General features: G+C 67.1%; 14 protein-coding genes. 3 read left to right on the top strand and 11 right to left on the bottom strand.

Annotated elements, in window-relative coordinates:
- Positions 1-79: 79 nt before the first annotated feature.
- On the top strand, positions 80-304 hold the full coding sequence (locus tag PVZ77_RS21155; RefSeq protein ID WP_007159037.1) for a hypothetical protein: 225 nt from the start codon (positions 80-82) through the stop codon (positions 302-304).
- Between the two features lie 56 nt (positions 305-360).
- Here PVZ77_RS21155 and PVZ77_RS21160 read toward each other — a convergent pair whose 3' ends face one another.
- The 8 genes from PVZ77_RS21160 to PVZ77_RS21195 all read right to left on the bottom strand — a co-directional run bounded on the left by PVZ77_RS21160 (position 361) and on the right by PVZ77_RS21195 (position 9,355).
- A complete protein-coding gene (locus PVZ77_RS21160) occupies positions 361-1,782 on the bottom strand; it encodes a short-chain fatty acid transporter (protein ID WP_273809368.1) in 1,422 nt (473 codons plus the stop codon).
- A gap of 154 nt (positions 1,783-1,936) precedes the next feature.
- Positions 1,937-3,118 carry an acetyl-CoA C-acetyltransferase gene (locus tag PVZ77_RS21165; RefSeq protein WP_273809369.1) on the bottom strand — a complete coding sequence of 394 codons (1,182 nt, stop codon included), beginning with the start codon at positions 3,116-3,118 and terminating at the stop codon, positions 1,937-1,939.
- A gap of 12 nt (positions 3,119-3,130) precedes the next feature.
- The gene (locus tag PVZ77_RS21170) at positions 3,131-3,757 is read right to left on the bottom strand and encodes a CoA transferase subunit B (protein ID WP_007162849.1); all 627 of its coding nucleotides are present in this window, start codon (positions 3,755-3,757) and stop codon (positions 3,131-3,133) included.
- 1 nt (position 3,758) lies between these two features.
- Positions 3,759-4,460 (bottom strand): CoA transferase subunit A, encoded by a 702-nt coding sequence (locus PVZ77_RS21175; RefSeq protein ID WP_273809370.1) that lies wholly within the window; start codon positions 4,458-4,460, stop codon positions 3,759-3,761.
- Positions 4,461-4,479: 19 nt separating this feature from the next.
- A complete protein-coding gene (locus PVZ77_RS21180) occupies positions 4,480-5,232 on the bottom strand; it encodes a 3-hydroxybutyrate dehydrogenase (RefSeq protein WP_273809371.1) in 753 nt (250 codons plus the stop codon).
- 10 nt (positions 5,233-5,242) lie between these two features.
- Positions 5,243-6,637, bottom strand: a complete 1,395-nt coding sequence (locus tag PVZ77_RS21185) for a GntP family permease (RefSeq protein ID WP_158896688.1) — start codon at positions 6,635-6,637, stop codon at positions 5,243-5,245.
- Between the two features lie 361 nt (positions 6,638-6,998).
- A complete protein-coding gene (locus PVZ77_RS21190) occupies positions 6,999-8,441 on the bottom strand; it encodes a sigma-54 interaction domain-containing protein (RefSeq protein ID WP_273809373.1) in 1,443 nt (480 codons plus the stop codon).
- A complete protein-coding gene (locus PVZ77_RS21195; RefSeq protein ID WP_273809374.1) occupies positions 8,438-9,355 on the bottom strand; it encodes a 3-hydroxyacyl-CoA dehydrogenase family protein in 918 nt (305 codons plus the stop codon). The genes PVZ77_RS21190 and PVZ77_RS21195 overlap by 4 nt, the downstream gene beginning before the upstream one ends.
- Before the next feature lie 198 nt (positions 9,356-9,553).
- Between PVZ77_RS21195 and codB the strand changes: the two genes are divergently transcribed.
- Positions 9,554-10,816, top strand: coding sequence for a cytosine permease (gene codB, locus PVZ77_RS21200; RefSeq protein WP_273809376.1), 1,263 nt, complete (start codon positions 9,554-9,556; stop codon positions 10,814-10,816).
- A 10-nt stretch (positions 10,817-10,826) separates the two neighbouring features.
- A complete protein-coding gene (gene codA / locus PVZ77_RS21205) occupies positions 10,827-12,068 on the top strand; it encodes a cytosine deaminase (RefSeq protein ID WP_273809378.1) in 1,242 nt (413 codons plus the stop codon).
- A gap of 247 nt (positions 12,069-12,315) precedes the next feature.
- Here the strand turns inward: codA and PVZ77_RS21210 are convergent, their stop codons facing one another.
- Genes PVZ77_RS21210 through PVZ77_RS21220 form a run of 3 tightly spaced genes read right to left on the bottom strand, consistent with a single transcriptional unit; the run spans position 12,316 to position 16,429 of the window.
- Positions 12,316-12,801: a GNAT family N-acetyltransferase gene (locus tag PVZ77_RS21210; protein WP_273809379.1), complete on the bottom strand. Its 486-nt coding sequence runs from the start codon at positions 12,799-12,801 to the stop codon at positions 12,316-12,318.
- A gap of 35 nt (positions 12,802-12,836) precedes the next feature.
- Positions 12,837-14,939 carry an ATP-binding protein gene (locus PVZ77_RS21215; RefSeq protein ID WP_273809381.1) on the bottom strand — a complete coding sequence of 701 codons (2,103 nt, stop codon included), beginning with the start codon at positions 14,937-14,939 and terminating at the stop codon, positions 12,837-12,839.
- On the bottom strand, positions 14,936-16,429 hold the full coding sequence (locus PVZ77_RS21220; protein ID WP_273809383.1) for an ATPase domain-containing protein: 1,494 nt from the start codon (positions 16,427-16,429) through the stop codon (positions 14,936-14,938). The genes PVZ77_RS21215 and PVZ77_RS21220 overlap by 4 nt, the downstream gene beginning before the upstream one ends.
- Positions 16,430-16,685: the final 256 nt, after the last annotated feature.

A 16,685-nucleotide genomic window follows, 5' to 3' on the forward strand; every position in this document is an offset into this window, starting at 1 on the left:
CAATAACTGGCAAGTCTAGGCACTATCGGTCAAGACCTTTGTCATAGCAGCGTCACACGTGAGGTTTACAACTGAAGTCATGAACATACAAGCCCAAGCCCAGAACGCCATGCATGCCCTCAGCGCCGCTTTCGCGCCGATGAGCTGCGTCATCGACGCGCCCAGCAAGCGTGGTTTTTCCTTCATCGTCGTCAACGAGCATGGCGTGGCCAAGCACACCCGCCGGATCTACCGCGACGAATACAGCAACCCGAGCCGCCTGCAGGCCATCATCGACAGCACCCGCCTGGCCATCGCCGGCTGAGATTCAGCCGGCTCCCGCTCCACCCCTCCCGCTTTACCGTCTGCGCCCCACCCGAGCTACGGGTGTACCGGCGGCAGATAGGCCAACGTTCCCCCCAACAGCCATAGCAGCACCAGCACCAGGGGTGCATGGACCAGCAGCTGCACGAAGGAAAAGCCGACCAGGTCGCGCGCCTTCAGCCCCAGCACGCCCAGCAGCGGCAGCATGTAGAAGGGATTGATCAGATTCGGCAATGCCTCGGCGGCGTTGTAGATCTGCACGGCCCAGCCCAGGTGATACTGCAGATCGTTGGCCACCTGCATCACATAGGGCGCCTCGATGATCCACTTGCCCCCGCCTGAGGGGATGAAGAACCCCAGCAGCGCCGAGTAGACGCCCATCAGCAGGGCGAAGGTGTCGTGGGTGGCGATCTGGGTGAAAAATGCTGCGATATGGTGCGCCAGGGTCTGGCCATCGCCGCCATTGACCTTGGTCAGGATGGCGGCGATGGAGCCGTACAGCGGAAACTGGATCAGCACCCCGGTGGTGGCCGGCACGGCGCGGGCCACGGCGTCGAGGAAATGCCGCGGCCGCCAGTGCAGCAGGGCGCCCAGGGAGATGAACAGCAGGTTGTAGGTGTTCAGCCCGGAAATGGCCTCGATGGCCGGCTTGCTGGCGAATTCCTGCACCAGCCAGCCCGCGGCCAGGAGCACCAGCAGGATGATCAGGATCGGGCTGTATTCCAGCCATTCGCCTGGACGGGTCGGCGTAGCGGCCGGCTTGGGCGCCGGGGTGACGTCGACGCCACAGGCACGGGCATCGCGCGCACTGTCCGGTCCGGGCGCGGTGACATAGGCGATCACCGCCGAGACCACCAGCAGCACCAGCAGCAGGGCGCCGGATTGCCAAAGGAACAGCGTCTGGCTGAAGGGAATCACCCCGGTGATGGCGAGGATCGAGGGCGGCAGGCTGGCCGGATTGGCCTGCAGCTGCGCCGCCGACGACGACAGCCCCAGCGCCCAGACCGCGCCCAGGCCCAGGTAGGCCGCGGCGCCGGCGGCGCGATAGTCCATCTTGAGTTCTTCGCGGCGGGCCAGGGCGCGCACCAGCAGGCCGCCGAACACCAGGCTCAGGCCCCAGTTGAGCAGGGAGGCGAGCATGGCCACCAGGGCCACCCAGCACACCGCGCCGCGTCCGGTACGGGGCACCCGCGCCAGGCGCTCGATCAGGCGCCCGGCCGGACCGGAACTGGCCACCACATAGCCGCCGATGACCACGAAGGCCATCTGCATGGTGAAGGGAATCAGACTCCAGAAACCGTCGCCAAAGGCCTTGGCGGTCTTGGCCGCCGGCGCGCCCATGCCGAGGGCGGCCAGGGCCACCACGGCCACGGCGAGCACGGCGAACACCCAGGAATCGGGAAACCAGCGCTCGGCCCAGTTGGAACAGGCCAGGGCGAACCGCGCGCTGCGCGAATCGCGGGAGGGGGTTGAACTCATGGGAGATCCTTTTGTTGTTGTTTTTCAGGGGAACATCAGGCGTAGCGTGGAAAACGGCGCAGCCTTTTCCACGCGGTTGGGGTCATATCGCGGCCATGGGCCGCTCCTACAGTGTGTCCGTATCTGTAGGAGCGGCCCACGGCCGCGATAGGGACTAGCGCCGCTCCACCGCCAGGGCCACGCCCTGGCCACCGCCGATGCACAGGGTCGCCAGGCCCCGCCGACCCTCGCGCCGACGCAATTCGTGCAGCAGGGTCACCAGCACCCGGCAACCCGAGGCGCCGATGGGATGGCCCAGGGCGATGGCGCCGCCGTTGACGTTGACCTTGTCGTCATCCCAACCCAGCTCCTGGCCCACGGCCAGGGCCTGGGCGGCGAAGGCTTCGTTGGCCTCGATCAGGTCCAGGTCGGCCAGTTGCCAGCCGGCCTTTTCCAGGGTTTTGCGGGTGGCCGAGACCGGGCCGATGCCCATGATCGCCGGGTCCACTCCGGCGCTGGCATAGGCGGCGATATGGGCCAGCGGCATCAGGCCAAGGGCGGCAGCCCTGGTCGCGCTCATTACCAGCACCGCGGCGGCTCCGTCGTTGAGGCTGGAGGCGTTGCCGGCGGTGACGCTGCCGTCCTTGGCGAAGGCCGGCCGCAGGCGGGCCAGGCCCTCGGCGCTGGTATCGGCGCGGATGCCTTCGTCGGTGTCGAACAGCAGCGGCTCGCCCTTGCGCTGGGGGATGGCCACCGGGGTGATCTCCTCGCGGAAACGCCCGGATTCCACCGCCGCCGCGGCGCGCTGCTGGGAGCGGGCAGCGAAGGCATCCTGGGCCTCGCGGCTGATCTGGTACTGCTGCACCAGATTCTCCGCGGTCTGGCCCATGTGGTAGTCGTTGAAGGCATCCCACAGCCCATCGCTGATCATGGAATCGACCAGCTCGGCATGCCCCAGGCGCAGGCCGCTGCGCACCTTGGGCAGCACATAGGGCGCAAGGCTCATGTTTTCCATGCCACCGGCGATGACGATCTCGGCGTCGCCGCAACGGATCGCCTGGACGGCCAGTTGCACCGCCTTGAGGCCGGAGCCGCAGACCTTGTTCAGGGTCAGGGCCGGCACCTCGTGGGGTAGGCCGGCTTTGACCGCCGCCTGGCGGGCGGGATTCTGGCCGGCGCCGGCGGTGAGTACCTGGCCGAGGATGACTTCATCCACCTCGGCTGGCACCACGCCGGTCTGTGCCAGCAGGGCGCGGATGACGGTGGCGCCGAGTTCGACCGCGGGTACGTTGGCCAGGGAGCCCTGGAAGCTGCCGACCGCGGTACGGGTGGCGGCGACGATGACGACGTCTTGCATGGCTGGGTCTCCTCAGGCCTGGATGGGGGCGCCGGTGGCGGCGCGCAGTTCATCGAGGCTGACGCCTTCGGCCAGTTCCACCAGCTTCAGACCGCCTTCGGTCACCTCCAGCACGGCCAGGTCGGTGATGATCAGGTCGACCACGCCGACTCCGGTCAGCGGCAGGTCGCAGGCCGGCAGGATCTTGTGGGCGCCCTTGGCGGTGTGCTCCATCAGCACCACCACGCGCTGTACGCCGGCCACCAGGTCCATGGCGCCGCCCATGCCCTTGACCATCTTGCCGGGGATCATCCAGTTGGCCAGATCGCCTTGTTCCGACACCTGCATGGCACCGAGGATAGCGAGGTTGACGTGGCCGCCGCGGATCATGCCGAAGCTCGCGGCGCTGTCGAAATAGCTGCTGCCGGGCAGGGCGGTGACGGTCTGCTTGCCGGCGTTGATGAGGTCCGGATCGACCGTCTCGGCGGTGGGGAAGGGGCCGATGCCCAGCAGGCCGTTTTCCGACTGCAGCCAGACGTCCATGCCGGCGGGAATGTAGTTGGCGACGAGGGTCGGCAAGCCGATGCCGAGGTTGACGTAGAAGCCGTCCTGCAGCTCCCGGGCGGCGCGTTGCGCCATCTGTTCGCGGGTCCAGGCCATCTTACTTCTCCTCGCTCAGGGTACGTTTCTCGATGCGTTTCTCGGGCTTGGCGTTGACCACCAGGCGCTGCACGAAGATGCCGGGCAGGTGGATCTGGTCGGGATCCAGCTCGCCGACTTCCACCAGCTCTTCCACCTCGGCGATGCAGACGCGACCGGCCATGGCGCACAGCGGATTGAAGTTGCGCGCGGTCTTGTTGAACACCAGGTTGCCGGCCTTGTCGGCGCGTTGCGCCTTGACCAGGGCCACGTCGGCGGTCAGCGCCAGTTCCATGACATGGGGCTGGCCGTTGAAGTCGCGTACCTCCTTGCCCTCGGCCACCAGGGTGCCGTAGCCGGTGCGGGTATAGAACGCCGGAATGCCCGCGCCGCCGGCGCGCAGCTTCTCGGCCAGGGTGCCCTGGGGAGTGAATTCCAGCTCCAGCTCGCCGGCCAGGTACTGGCGCTCGAATTCCTTGTTCTCGCCCACGTAGGAGGAAATCATCTTGCGGATCTGCCGGGTCTCCAGCAGCTGGCCGAGGCCGAAGCCATCCACCCCGGCGTTGTTGCTGATGGCGGTCAGCTCGCGGGCGCCGGTATCGCGCAGGGCGGCGATCAGCGCCTCGGGGATACCGCAGAGGCCGAAGCCGCCCACGGCCAGGGTGATGCCGTCGCTGACCAGCCCGTCGAGGGCGGCCGCGGCGTTGGGATAGAGCTTGTTCATGATGGAGATCCTCTTGTCGTTATTGGGCGGTCCAGCCGCCGTCCATGGTCCAGGCGGCGCCGCGCACCTGGGCCGCGGCCTCGCTGCACAGGAACAGTGCCAGCTCGCCCAGCTGGTCGGTGGTGACGAATTCCTGCGACGGCTGCTTTTCGCTGAGCAGGTCGCGCCGCGCCTGGTCCGGATCGCTGCCACGGCTGTCCAGCTGCTGCTGGATCAGCGGGGTGAGCACGAAGCCCGGGCACAGCGCGTTGCAGGTGATGCCGGTGCGTGCGGTCTCCAGGGCGGTGACCTTGGTCAGGCCCACCACGCCGTGCTTGGCGGCCACATAGGCCGCCTTGCCGGTGGAGGCGACCAGGCCGTGCACCGAGGAGATGTTGACGATGCGGCCCCAATCCCGTTCGCGCATGCCCGGCAGCGCCAGGCGGGTGGTGTGGAAGACCGCCGAGAGATTGAGCGCGATCACCGCGTCCCAGCGTTCCACCGGAAAGTCTTCCACCGGCGCCACGTGCTGGATGCCGGCGTTGTTGACCAGGATGTCGACGCCGCCGAAGTCGCGTTTGGCGTAGGCGAAGAGGTCTTCGATCTCTTCCGGCCTGGACAGGTCGGCGCCGTGGAAGCCACTGCGGGCGGCCAGGCTGGCCTGGGCCGCAGCGGGATCGCCGAAGCCGTTGAGAATGAGGGTGGCGCCGGCGGCGGCCAGGCGCTGGGCGATGCCCAGGCCGATGCCGCTGGTGGAGCCGGTGACCAAGGCGGTCTTGCCGGTGAGGTCCATGGTGGTCTCCTTAGACGAGGCCGGTCAGGTAGTAGAGGGCGATGACGAAGAACACCGCCACGGTCTTGATCAGGGTGATCTTGAACACCCCGCCGTAGGCTTCGCGGTGGGTCAGGCCGGTCACTGCCAGCAGGGTGATGACCGCGCCGTTGTGCGGCAGGGTGTCCATGCCGCCACTGGCCATGGCCGCCACCCGGTGGAGGACTTCCAGTGGGATGCCCGCGCCATTGGCGGCGGCGATGAAGGTGTCGCTCATGGCCGCCAGGGCGATGCTCATGCCGCCCGAGGCGGAACCGGTGATGCCGGCCAGCAGGGTCACGCTCACCGCCTCGTTGATCAGCGGGTCGGGGATGGCCTTGAGGCCCTGGGCGAACAGCACGAAGCCGGGCAGGGCGGCGATCACCGCGCCGAAGCCGTATTCCGACGCCGTGTTCATCCCGGCCAGCAGGGCGCCGGAGACGGCGGTCTTGCTGCCTTCGGCGAGCCGGCCGCGGATGGCGCCGAAACCGGTGGCCAGCACCAGCAGGATGCCCGCCAGCAGCGCGCCTTCCACCGCCCAGATGCCGGTCAGCTTGGCCACCTCCTGGGTCACCGGCTTGGCCATGCCGGGCAGGGCCAGGTTATGGGTGGCGCCGTACCAGTCGGGAATCCAGCGGGTCAGCAGCAGGTTGAGCACGCCCACCAGCACCAGCGGCGCCAGGGCCAGCCAGGGATTGGGCAACGGCAGGTCGGCGGCGGTCTCGGGCTCGTTGCGCAGCGGCACGCTGGCATAGCCTTCGCCGCTATTGCGGGCCTTGCGCCGGGCGCTGCCGAGGTAGGTGAGGCCCACGGCGATGACGAACAGCGAACCGGCCAAGCCCAGCCAGGGCGCGGCCCAGGCGGTGGTCTGGAAGAAGCTGGTGGGGATGATGTTCTGGATCTGCGGCGTGCCGGGCAGGGCGTCCATGGTGAAGGAGAAGGCGCCCAGGGCGATGGTCGCCGGGATCAGCCGCTTGGGGATGTCGCTCTGGCGAAACATCTCCGCAGCGAAGGGATAGACGGCGAAGACCACCACGAACAGCGAGACGCCGCCATAGGTCAGCAGGGCGCACACCGCGACGATCACCGGGATGGCCCGCTCGCGACCGAGCAGGCGGATGGCCGCGGCGACGATGGCGCGGGAAAAGCCCGACAGCTCGATCAGCTTGCCGAACAGGGCGCCCAGCATGAACACCGGGAAGTAGAGTTTGAGAAAGCCCACCATCTTGTCCATGAACACCCCGGTGAAGGCGGGCGCCACGGCGGACGGATCGGTGAGCAGCACGGCGCCGAGGGCGGCGAGCGGGGCGAAGAGGATGACACTGAAACCCCGGTAGGCGGCGAACATCAGCAGCGCCAGGGCGGCGAGTGCGATCAGGACACTCATGGCTTCTCCTAGGGCTTCGCCTGGGGCGAAGCGGTTTTTGTTGTTATAGGGGCGATGCGGAGATCGCCCGAACGCAGGAGCCAGAACCGTGCCAGTTTGTTAAGCCATTGTTTTATTTAGTTTTTTATTTCGAAGTCAGCTAGCTGCTCAAAATTTTTCTCAAAAAGTGGACGCCGTAGGTTGGGTTGAGCGAAGCGAAGCCCACCATCAGCCTACGGTCGGCAATGTTGAGCTTCGACGATAAAGCCGTCTCAACCCAACCTACGGCGTGACTCTGTAGGAGCAGCCCATGGCCGCGATTGATTAGCTATCGCGGCCATGGGCCGCTCCTACAGGTCGTGTCTCTATATATGGACATGTCTCATGCTTGAGACGTCAGTCCCAACGCCACCAGCTTCTTGTACAGCGTGGACCGCCCCAGGCCCAGGCGGCGCGCCGCTTCGTCCACCTTGCCACCGCAGGCGGCCAGGGCGCCCTGCAGCAGCTCGCGATCGAAGCGCTGGCGGGCTTCGGCGTAGGTTTCGCCGGTCCGGTAACTGATCGCCTCGCCCGTCGTCGAGGTGGCGGGGGCGATGCCCAGGGCCGCCGCCAGCGCGGCGGCATCCAGCTGGCTGTCGTCACCCAGTAGCACGGCGCGCTCCAGCACGTTGCGCAACTCGCGCACGTTGCCGGGCCAGGGTTGGCGCTGCAGCAGCGCCAGGCCGTCGGCAGTGAATTCGGGCATTGGCTGTCCGTTCAGCTTGCGCAGGTCAGCGAGGATGGCCTCGGCCAGCACCCTCAGGTCGTCGAGGCGTTCCCGCAGCGGCGGGATGCGGATCGGCAGTACGTTGAGCCGGTAATAGAGATCGGCGCGAAAGCGCCCCTCGGCCACGGCGACGTCCAGGTCGCGGGAGGTGGCGGCGATCATGCGCACGTCGCAGGCCAGCACCTCGTTGGAGCCCAGCGGCTCGTACTCCTTTTCCTGCAATACCCGCAGCAGCTTGGCCTGCAAGGCCAGCGGCATGTCGCCGATCTCGTCGAGAAACAGGGTACCGCCCTGGGCGATCTGCAGCTTGCCCGGTCGTGCGCGCCGTTCGGCCCCGGTAAAGGCGCCGGGCGCGGTACCGAAGAATTCCGCTTCCAGCAGGCTTTCCGGGATGGCCGCGGCATTGATGCTGACAAAGGGCCGCCCGGCGCGTGGAGAGGCGCCGTGGATGGCGTGGGCCAGCAACTCCTTGCCGGTACCGGTCTCGCCCAAGAGCAGCACCGCGGCCTCGCTGGCGGCGGCGCGGCGGGCGCGACGCTTGACTTCCAGGCTGGCCGGTCCGCTGCCGACGAAGTGGCCGAAGCCGTACTTGGCGGTGCGGGCATGCTGCAGCGAGCGCCGGGTGGTGGCCAGCTCCTCCTGGATGCGCAGGTAGCGGGTCACCAGCGGTGCCAGTTGCTGCAGCTGGTCGAACAGGGCGAAGCCGATGGCGCCGATCAACTCGCCCTCGTCGGTATGGATCGGCAGGCGCATCACCACCAGCGGTCCGTTGCGGGTCTCCAGCATGTCCAGCAGGATCGGCTGGCCATTGCGCGCCACCTCGCGCAGCAGGCTGTGGGGAATGATCTGTTCCACCGGCTGACCGATGGCGGCGGCGGCATCCGGCAGGCCGAAGTGCTGGGCGTATCTCTGGTTGATCCAGACGATACGCGCCTCGCGGTCGACGATCACCGTGCCGTTGCTGGTCTGCTCGATGATTTCGAACAGCGAGCGGATCGCCCGCTGGCGGATCTCGGCGTAGTCTTCCAGCCCGGGCAGACCCGGCGGGGTGCGACTCATGGCTTCAGCGCATGGCGCAGCTGGTGCAGGCGCCGCTGGACGATACGCTCGCGCCGCGCCGCGTCCCAATCATAGAAGCCCGCACCACTGCGCAGTCCGGTGCGGCCGGCGGCCACCTGATCCTCCAGCAGCTGCAGTGGGGCCTCGTCCCGCGCCAGGGTCGGCCAGAGGTGGCTGGCGATGTCGCGAAAGGTGTCCAGGCCGCCCATGTCCGCCGCCTCCAGCGGACCGACCATGGCATAGCGCCGACCCAGGGAGGCGCGCATCACCCGGTCCACCGTCTCGGCATCCGCCGCGCCGCTCTGCACGATGTGCAGGGCCTCGCGCAGCAGGGCGAATTGCAGGCGATTGCCGACGAAGCCGGGAATGGCGCGCTGCAGCACCACGGCTTCCAGGTCGGCGGCTTCCAGCAGTTGGCGTACGGCCTCCAGATGAGCGGGCAGGGTGGCCGTGCCAGGCACCAGCTCCACCAGAGGGATGAAGTGCGGCGGATTCCAGAAGTGGGCGATCAGCAGGCGCTCGGGATGGCGCAGGTGCGCGGCCAGCTCGTCCGGTGGCAGGCCGCTGGTGTTGCTGGCGATCAGGGCCTCGGGGCGCAGCACGGCTTCGAGCTGCGCATAGAGCTGGTGCTTGAGCTCCAGGCGCTCGGGCACGGCTTCGAACAGCAGGTCGCAGTCGGCGAGATCGGCCAGGTCGGTCGTAGTGGTCAGGCGGGCGATGATCGCCTCGGTGTCCACCGCGATGTCGGCTTCTTCCAGCTCGGCGAGCAGGGTGCGTGCGGTGGCGGCCACCTCGGCGAGGCGGGCGGGGTCGACGTCCTGCAGCCGCACGGCATGGCCGTGGCGCGCCAAGTGCACGGCGATGCCGATGCCCATGAGACCGGAACCCAGGACGGCGAGGCGTGGCGTGGTCATGATCTTTTCCTTGTGAGACGGCCGCGGCAACCGTCTCACACTTGACTGCCCCCGGCCAAGGCACGGCGCGCTGCCTTGCACCAAAGGCGGGCCCCGGTAATGGATTCGGTACAGGACCCCGGGCTCTGTCACGCCCCTTGGCAGGGTCTGGCATGGGCGCTGCTACAGGACAGGCACGTCCATCTCGAGGAGTCCCTTATGAGCAACGCCGGCAACGACTATCCCCTGAGCGAAGTCCCGCCCCACGCCCGCAAGGGGCTGGCCTCCCTGGCCATGGTGCTGCTGGGCTTCACCTTCTTCACCGCCACCATGTTCGCCGGTGGCAAGCTGGGGGTGGCCTTCGGTTTCGCGGACCTGCTGCTGGTGATCGCCCTCGGCAATCTGCTGCTGGGTCTCTATGCCGCGGCCCTTGGCCATATCGCCTGTCGCAGCGGCCTCAACTCGGTGCTGATGGGGCGCTTCGCCTTCGGCGAGCGCGGCAGCAAGCTGTGCGACCTCATCCTCGGCTTCACCCAGATCGGCTGGTACGCCTGGGGTACGGCCACCGCCGCCGTGGTGCTGGGCAAGTACTTCGGCCTGGAGCAGGGCGCGGTGCTGGCGCTGATGGCGGTGTTCGGCCTGGGCTTCTGCGCCACCGCCTACATCGGCTACCGGGGTCTGGAGATCCTCTCCTGGATCGCCGTGCCGGCCATGGCGCTGCTGCTGATCCTGTCCATGAGCGTGACCACCGCCAAGGCCGGTGGCCTGGCCGGCCTGCTGGCGATCCAGCCCAGCAGCAGCCTGGACCTGTCCACCGCCATCACCCTGGTATTCGGCACCTTCGTCAGTGGTGCCACCCAGGCCACCAACTGGACGCGCTTCGCCCGCTCCACCCGGGTGGCGGTACTGGCCAGCCTGATCGGCTTCTTCCTCGGCAACGGCCTGATGGTGCTGATCGGCGCCTATGGCGCCATCGTCTACCAGCAACCGGACGTGGTCGAGGTGCTGATGCTGCAGGGCTTCGCCACCGCCGCCCTGGCCATGCTGCTGCTCAACATCTGGAGCACCCAGGACAACACCATCTACAACTTCGCCGTGGCCGGCTGCAACCTGGTGCGCACCAGCCGCCGCAAGACGGTGACCCTGGCTGGCGCCCTGATCGGCACCGCCCTGGCGCTGCTGGGCATGTACGACCTGCTGGTGCCCTATCTGGTCCTGCTCGGCACGGTGATCCCGCCCATCGGCGGGGTGATCGTCGCCGACTTCTGGCTGCGCCACCGCGGCCGCTATCCGCTGCTCGCCGAGGCCCGCCTGCCGCACTACAACTGGCCGGGTCTGGCCGCCTATGGGCTGGGCACCGTCGCCGCCTTCGGCTCACCCTGGGTCGCGCCCCTGGTGGGCATCGGGGTGGCGGCGCTCGGCTATGGCGTGTTCAATGGCCTGAGTCGCGGTCGTCGTACCGCCGCCCCCGCTTCGCTCTAGGAGATCGACCATGCGCATCCTCAACGCCCGCCTGCGTGACCGCGAAGGCCTGTACGACATCCGCCTCGAAGGCGGACGCATCGCCGCCATCGCCGAGCAACTCATGCCTCCCGCGGTGGGGCCGGACGACCTCGACGCCGGCGGCAACCTGGTGGTGCCGCCCTTCGTCGAGCCGCATATCCACCTCGATGCCACCCTGACCGCCGGCGAGCCGCGCTGGAACATGAGCGGCACCCTGTTCGAAGGCATCGAATGCTGGGGCGAGCGCAAGGCCACCATCACCCAGGAAGACACCAAGACCCGCGCCACGCGCACCATCCGCGCCCTGGCCGCTCACGGCATCCAGCACGTGCGTACCCATGTCGATGTCACCGATCCCTCGCTCGCCGCGCTCAAGGCTATGCTGGAGGTGCGCGAGGAAACCAGCCACCTGATCGACCTGCAGATCGTCGCCTTTCCCCAGGAGGGCATCGAGTCCTTCAAGAACGGGCGCGAGCTGATGGAGGAGTCGATCCGCCTGGGCGCCGATGTGGTCGGCGGCATCCCGCACTTCGAATACACCCGCGACCAGGGCGTGAGCTCGGTGAAATTCCTCATGGACCTGGCCGAGCGCACCGGCTGCCTGGTGGACGTCCATTGCGACGAGACCGACGATCCCCACTCGCGCTTTCTCGAGGTACTGGCCGAAGAGGCGCGCAGCCGCGGTATGGGCGACCGGGTCACCGCCAGCCACACCACCGCCATGGGTTCCTACGACAACGCCTACTGCGCCAAGCTGTTCCGCCTGCTGACCCATGCCGGCATCAACTTCATCTCCTGCCCGACCGAGAGCATCCACCTGCAGGGCCGCTTTGACAGCTTTCCCAAGCGCCGTGGCGTGACCCGGGTCAATGAGTTGCTGGAGGCCGGCCTGAACGTCTGCTTCGCCCAGGATTCCATCGTCGATCCCTGGTATCCGCTGGGCAACGGCAACATCCTGCGCGTGCTGGAGGCGGGGCTGCACATCTGCCACATGCTCGGCTATCGCAACCTGCAATCGGCGCTGGACCTGGTCACGGTGAACAGTGCCAAGGCGCTGTGCCTGGGCGACCGCTATGGCCTGGAGGAGGGGCGGCCAGCCAACCTGCTGGTGCTGTCCGCCGACAGCGACTACGAGATGGTCCGCAGCCAGGGCCTGCCGCTGTATTCCATCCGTAACGGCAAGGTGCTGATGCAGCGCCGCCCGGCCCAGGTGGAGCTGGCGGATCGGTAACGGGTAACGGTCAGGGCGGTCCGGTGGTCCGCAGATGCGGACCGGCTTATGCCAGTCGCTGGCGATTTTTCAGGACCGGAAAAGACCTGATCCTCACTCGGACAACTCCCTCTCCCTCTGGGAGAGGGGGCCGGGCCTACGCAGGCGCGGTCGCGATCACCTTGGGTTGGGTTGAGACGGCGGTATCGTCGAAGCCCAAGGTTGGCGGTGTTGGGCTTCGCTGGCGCTCAACCCAACCTGCGAAAACCTACCGGCCGCTTTCCGCGAAATCCCGTAGCGCCGCACCGTCCAGGCGATAGCGCACCCACTCGCCCTGCGCCTCGGCGCCCAGGCTTTCATAGAAGTCGATGGCCGGGGTGTTCCAGTCCAGCACGCTCCATTCCAGGCGGCCGCAGTCGTTGGCCACCGCCTCCCGAGCCAGTTCGCGCAGCAGCCCCTTGCCCAGGCCGGTGCCGCGGGCGCTGGGGCTCACATAGAGGTCCTCCAGGTAGATGCCGTTGCGGCCCAGCCAGGTGGAATAGCTGTAGAAGTACACGGCATAGCCCACTACCGCGCCCTCGTGCTCGGCGACCAGCGCCCGGGTCGGAGTATCGGCGGCGAACAGCGTGGCCTCGATCTGGGCCGGGCTGGCCAGTACCTCGTGGACGGCCTTTTCATAGTCGGCCAGTTCGACGATCAGTTCGTGGATGCGGGTGGCGTCTTCGCGGTGGGCGGGGCGGATCTGGGTGGTCATGGGTGCCTTGGTCTGGTCGCGGGGCGGCGCCGACCTCAGGAGGGCACCACTGCCCGATTGGCGGACCCGGCCAGCATGGCGGCCACCTGCGCGGCCAACTGGTCCAGGGTGAAGGGCTTGGTCATCAACTCCATGTTACCACCCAGGAAGGAATTCCTACTGAGCGCACCTTCGGCGTAGCCGGTAAGGAACAGCACCGGCAGCCGCGGCCTGAGCTGCTGGATGACCTCCGCCAGCTGGCGACCGTTGAGACCCGGCAGACCGACATCGGTCACCAGCAGGTCCAGCTGGGGAATCTGATCCAGCAGCCGCAACGCGGCCTTGCCTTCGGCTGCGCTCCACACCCGATAACCCAGGGCTTCCAGGGCTTCCTGATTGACCAGCCGGACCGCGACGTCGTCCTCCACCAGGAGGATGGTCTGTCCGGCGCCCTGGGCGAGCTCCGCCGGTTCGGGCCGCTGCGGCTCTCGGCGCTGCTCGGCCGTCGGCAGAAAGACGCAGACCTGCGTCCCGCTGGCATCGCTGGCAAGGGTGAGACGGCCATTGCTCTGCCGGGCGAAGCCATAGACCATCGACAGCCCCAGGCCGGTACCCTGGCCCTGGGGCTTGGTAGTGAAGAAGGGTTCGAGCACCTTGTCCAGCAGTCGCTCCGGAATACCGGTGCCGGTGTCCCGCACCTCGATGCAGACATAGTCACCCGGCGCCAGGGCATCGTCTTCGATCCCTGGCTCGGTGACCGTCAGCAGCGAGGTCGTCAGGGTCACCACACCGCCATCCGGCATGGCATCCCGGGCGTTGATCACCAGGTTGAGCAGGGCATTCTCCAACTGGTTGGCATCGGCCAGGATCCAGGGCAGGTCATCGCCCAGCGCCAGCCTCACGGAGATCTGTTCGCTCACGGTGCGCTGCAGCAGTTCCTGCAGCGCCAGGATCAGCTCGTTGGCGGACATCGGCCGGGATTCCAGCGACTGCCGGCGGGAAAAGGCCAGCAGCCGCTGGGTAAGGGCTGCCGCCCGGTGCGCCGAGTACTGCGCGGCCTCCATGTACCGCTCCAGGCCTGCGAGCTGTCCCTTGTTCTTGATCTTCATCAAATCCAGGGCGCCCAGCACCCCGGTGAGCATGTTGTTGAAGTCATGGGCGATACCGCCCGTGAGCTGGCCGACCGCTTCCATCTTCAACGATTGGCGGAGCTGTTCCTCGGCGCGACTGCGTTCGGCGGTTTCCCGCTGCAATTCGCTGAGGGTGAGGGCCAGGGTGCGGGTGCGCTCCTCGACCTGGAGTTCCAGTTCCTCGTTGAAGCGACGCAACGCCAGTTCGGCGCGCTTCTCATCGCTGACATCGGCGATCACCGTGGTCGCCCCGATGATCTGCTGACCGGCGTCATGCAACGGCACCGCGCTCACCCGTAGCCAGGATTCCTCGCCGATTGTGCTGGTGTGATAGAAGTCCTGACCCTTGACCCGCTCACCACCCAGCGCCCGCGCGCCTGGAAAGCGCTCGGGTGGCAGCAATCGGCCACTGTCGTCGAGCGCGGTCCAGCGCACCACCTCCTCGGGCTGCCGGGAAGGAATGTGCTGACCCGGTACGTACTGATCATAGAGAGGATTGCTGACCAGGGTCCGACCCTCGGTATCCATGAAGCACACTCCGACTGGCAGATTCTCCAGGAGCGTCTGCAGGCGTTCGCGCTCCTGGGCGAGTTCGGCGAGGCGGTCGCGCATCTCGAACTGACGCAGGCGCGAGCGCCAGGCCGCCGCGACGCTGCTCAGGAGCGAGGCGCCACTCAGCGGCCGTTCGAGGATGACCAGGTTGGTGGTCGCCGCTGGCAATTGTCGGCGCAGGAGATCGTTGCCGCGCCCCGAACGCTTGGCGTCGGACGCCAGCAATACCAGCGGGATATCCGACCAGGCCCGCTGCTGCTCCAGCGCCGCCGCGAGGGAGGCCATGTCCTGACGCAGGGCTTCCTCGGTGAAGACGATGATGCCGGTGTCTTCGCCCATGGCAGCCGCGACCTCGTCCAGGGTGGACAGGTAACGGGTGAGATAGCCCTGGGTGAAAAGCCGCTGCAGGTTGGCCGCGTCACCGCGGAGCGGGGCGCAGATGATGAGCTCGCAGGCAGGCGTCTTGGACTCGGTCAATCGCGCTCTTCCATCAGGGGCTGCCTGGCACCGAAGTATTCCGGGGTGCCGGTCAGCACCCCGCGGAAGTCCACCAGCGGCTGACCCACCCGGATACCTCTAGTGTCGATGCGCAATTCCCGAATCGCGTCCTCGTGACCGCCACCGCGGTGCTTGAGGATAGAAATGGCCTTGCGCAGACGGCCATGCGCCTCGAAGAAGCGGACCAGCACCACCGTATCGGCGATGTAGGAGATATCCAGATTGGAGGTCATGGAGCCGACCAGACCATGCTGGGGATTGATGAGAAAGGTCACCACCCCGGACTGGCTCAGGTAGGCGAGCAATTCGTGCAACTGCAGGATCAACTGCTGCTCCTGCGGCATGGCGGCGAGGTAGCCATTGAGGCTGTCCAGCACCAGCATCCGGCAGTTGTTCTCCTCGACGTCCTGCCGTACGCGCCAGGCGAATTCGCCCGGAGACAACTCGGCGGGATGAATCTGATGGACCACCAGCAGACCTTCTTCGATATAGCGCAGCAACGGCATCCCCATGCTTTCCGCACGCTTGAGCAGGGTGCCGATACGCTCGTCGAATTCGTAGATGGCACATCTTTCCCCGCGGCCGCAGGCAGCCATCACAAACTGCAGGGCGAGCGTCGTCTTGCCGGCACCGGCCGGACCGGTGATCAGGGTGCTGGTGCCGCGCAAGGGCCCGCCGTGCAGCAGCGCGTCCAGATCCGCGATGTCGCTGGGGACGACCGCGCCGAGGAATTCCTCGTAGCGCCCTGCGGCGATCATCCGCGGATAGATCTCCAGCCCACCGCGGCGGATGGTGAAGTCGTGATAGCCGGCGATGAAATCCCGGCCACGCAACTTCTGCACCTGCAGGCGACGACGGGCGGCACCGAAGTCCAGGGTCAGGCGTTCCAGGGTCAGCACCCCGTGGCAAAGGCTGTGCAAGTGGTTGTCACGCCCCCCCGGGCTGGTGGTCAGGTCGTCCACCAGCAACACCGTGATGCCGCGCCCGGCGAAGAATTGCTTGAGCGCCAGGACCTGGCGCCGGTAGCGCAAGGCGTCCTGGGCCAGCAGGCGCATCTCGGAAAGGCTATCGAACACCAGCCGACTCGGCTTGAGTTCGTCCACTCGCGCCTGGATCAGCTCAATGGTGTCGCCTAGCTCGGATTCCCAGGGATGCAGGATGGTCTGCTCCTGCGCACCGCCTAGCACGGCATCGGCGGCGGATAGTTCGAACAGCGCTACGCCGTCCAGACTCCAGCCGTGGGATTCGGCCACGCTCTGCAATTCCTCGCTGGTTTCCGACAGGGTGATGTACAGCACCGACTCGCCCTGGCGCACGCCTTCGAAGAGGAACTGGAGGCCCAGGGTGGTCTTGCCCGATCCCGGTGTACCCTCGAGCAAATAGAGGCGATCGCGGGGCAAACCACCACGCAACACCTGATCCAGGCCGGTATTGCCTGTCGCGATAATAGACGGGCTAGGGGAATTCATGGGTAACCGGACCTCGAGGTGGCGGAAGCGAAAGGGACAGCATGAACGCGGCCCAGCCTGAGCTCCGGGCAAACCCGAGAATCTGGCGGCAAGGTGCAGGCAGTGATGACGTCACGCCGCGAGTCGACGGCGGGAGAAGGCGGATACAGGATCCGCACTGATTTGATTGTAAGTCTAATATCCTGGCTCGACTCCGGCCACTCCGATACAGCACAGCTGCGCCAGGCCGCCAGGCACTGGCGAGCCCAGCTGGGTA

Origin of the sequence: Pseudomonas sp. SHLD1, from assembly GCF_028640935.1 — a bacterium.
GTDB classification, from domain to species: Bacteria; Pseudomonadota; Gammaproteobacteria; order Pseudomonadales; family Pseudomonadaceae; genus Chryseomonas; species Chryseomonas aestiva.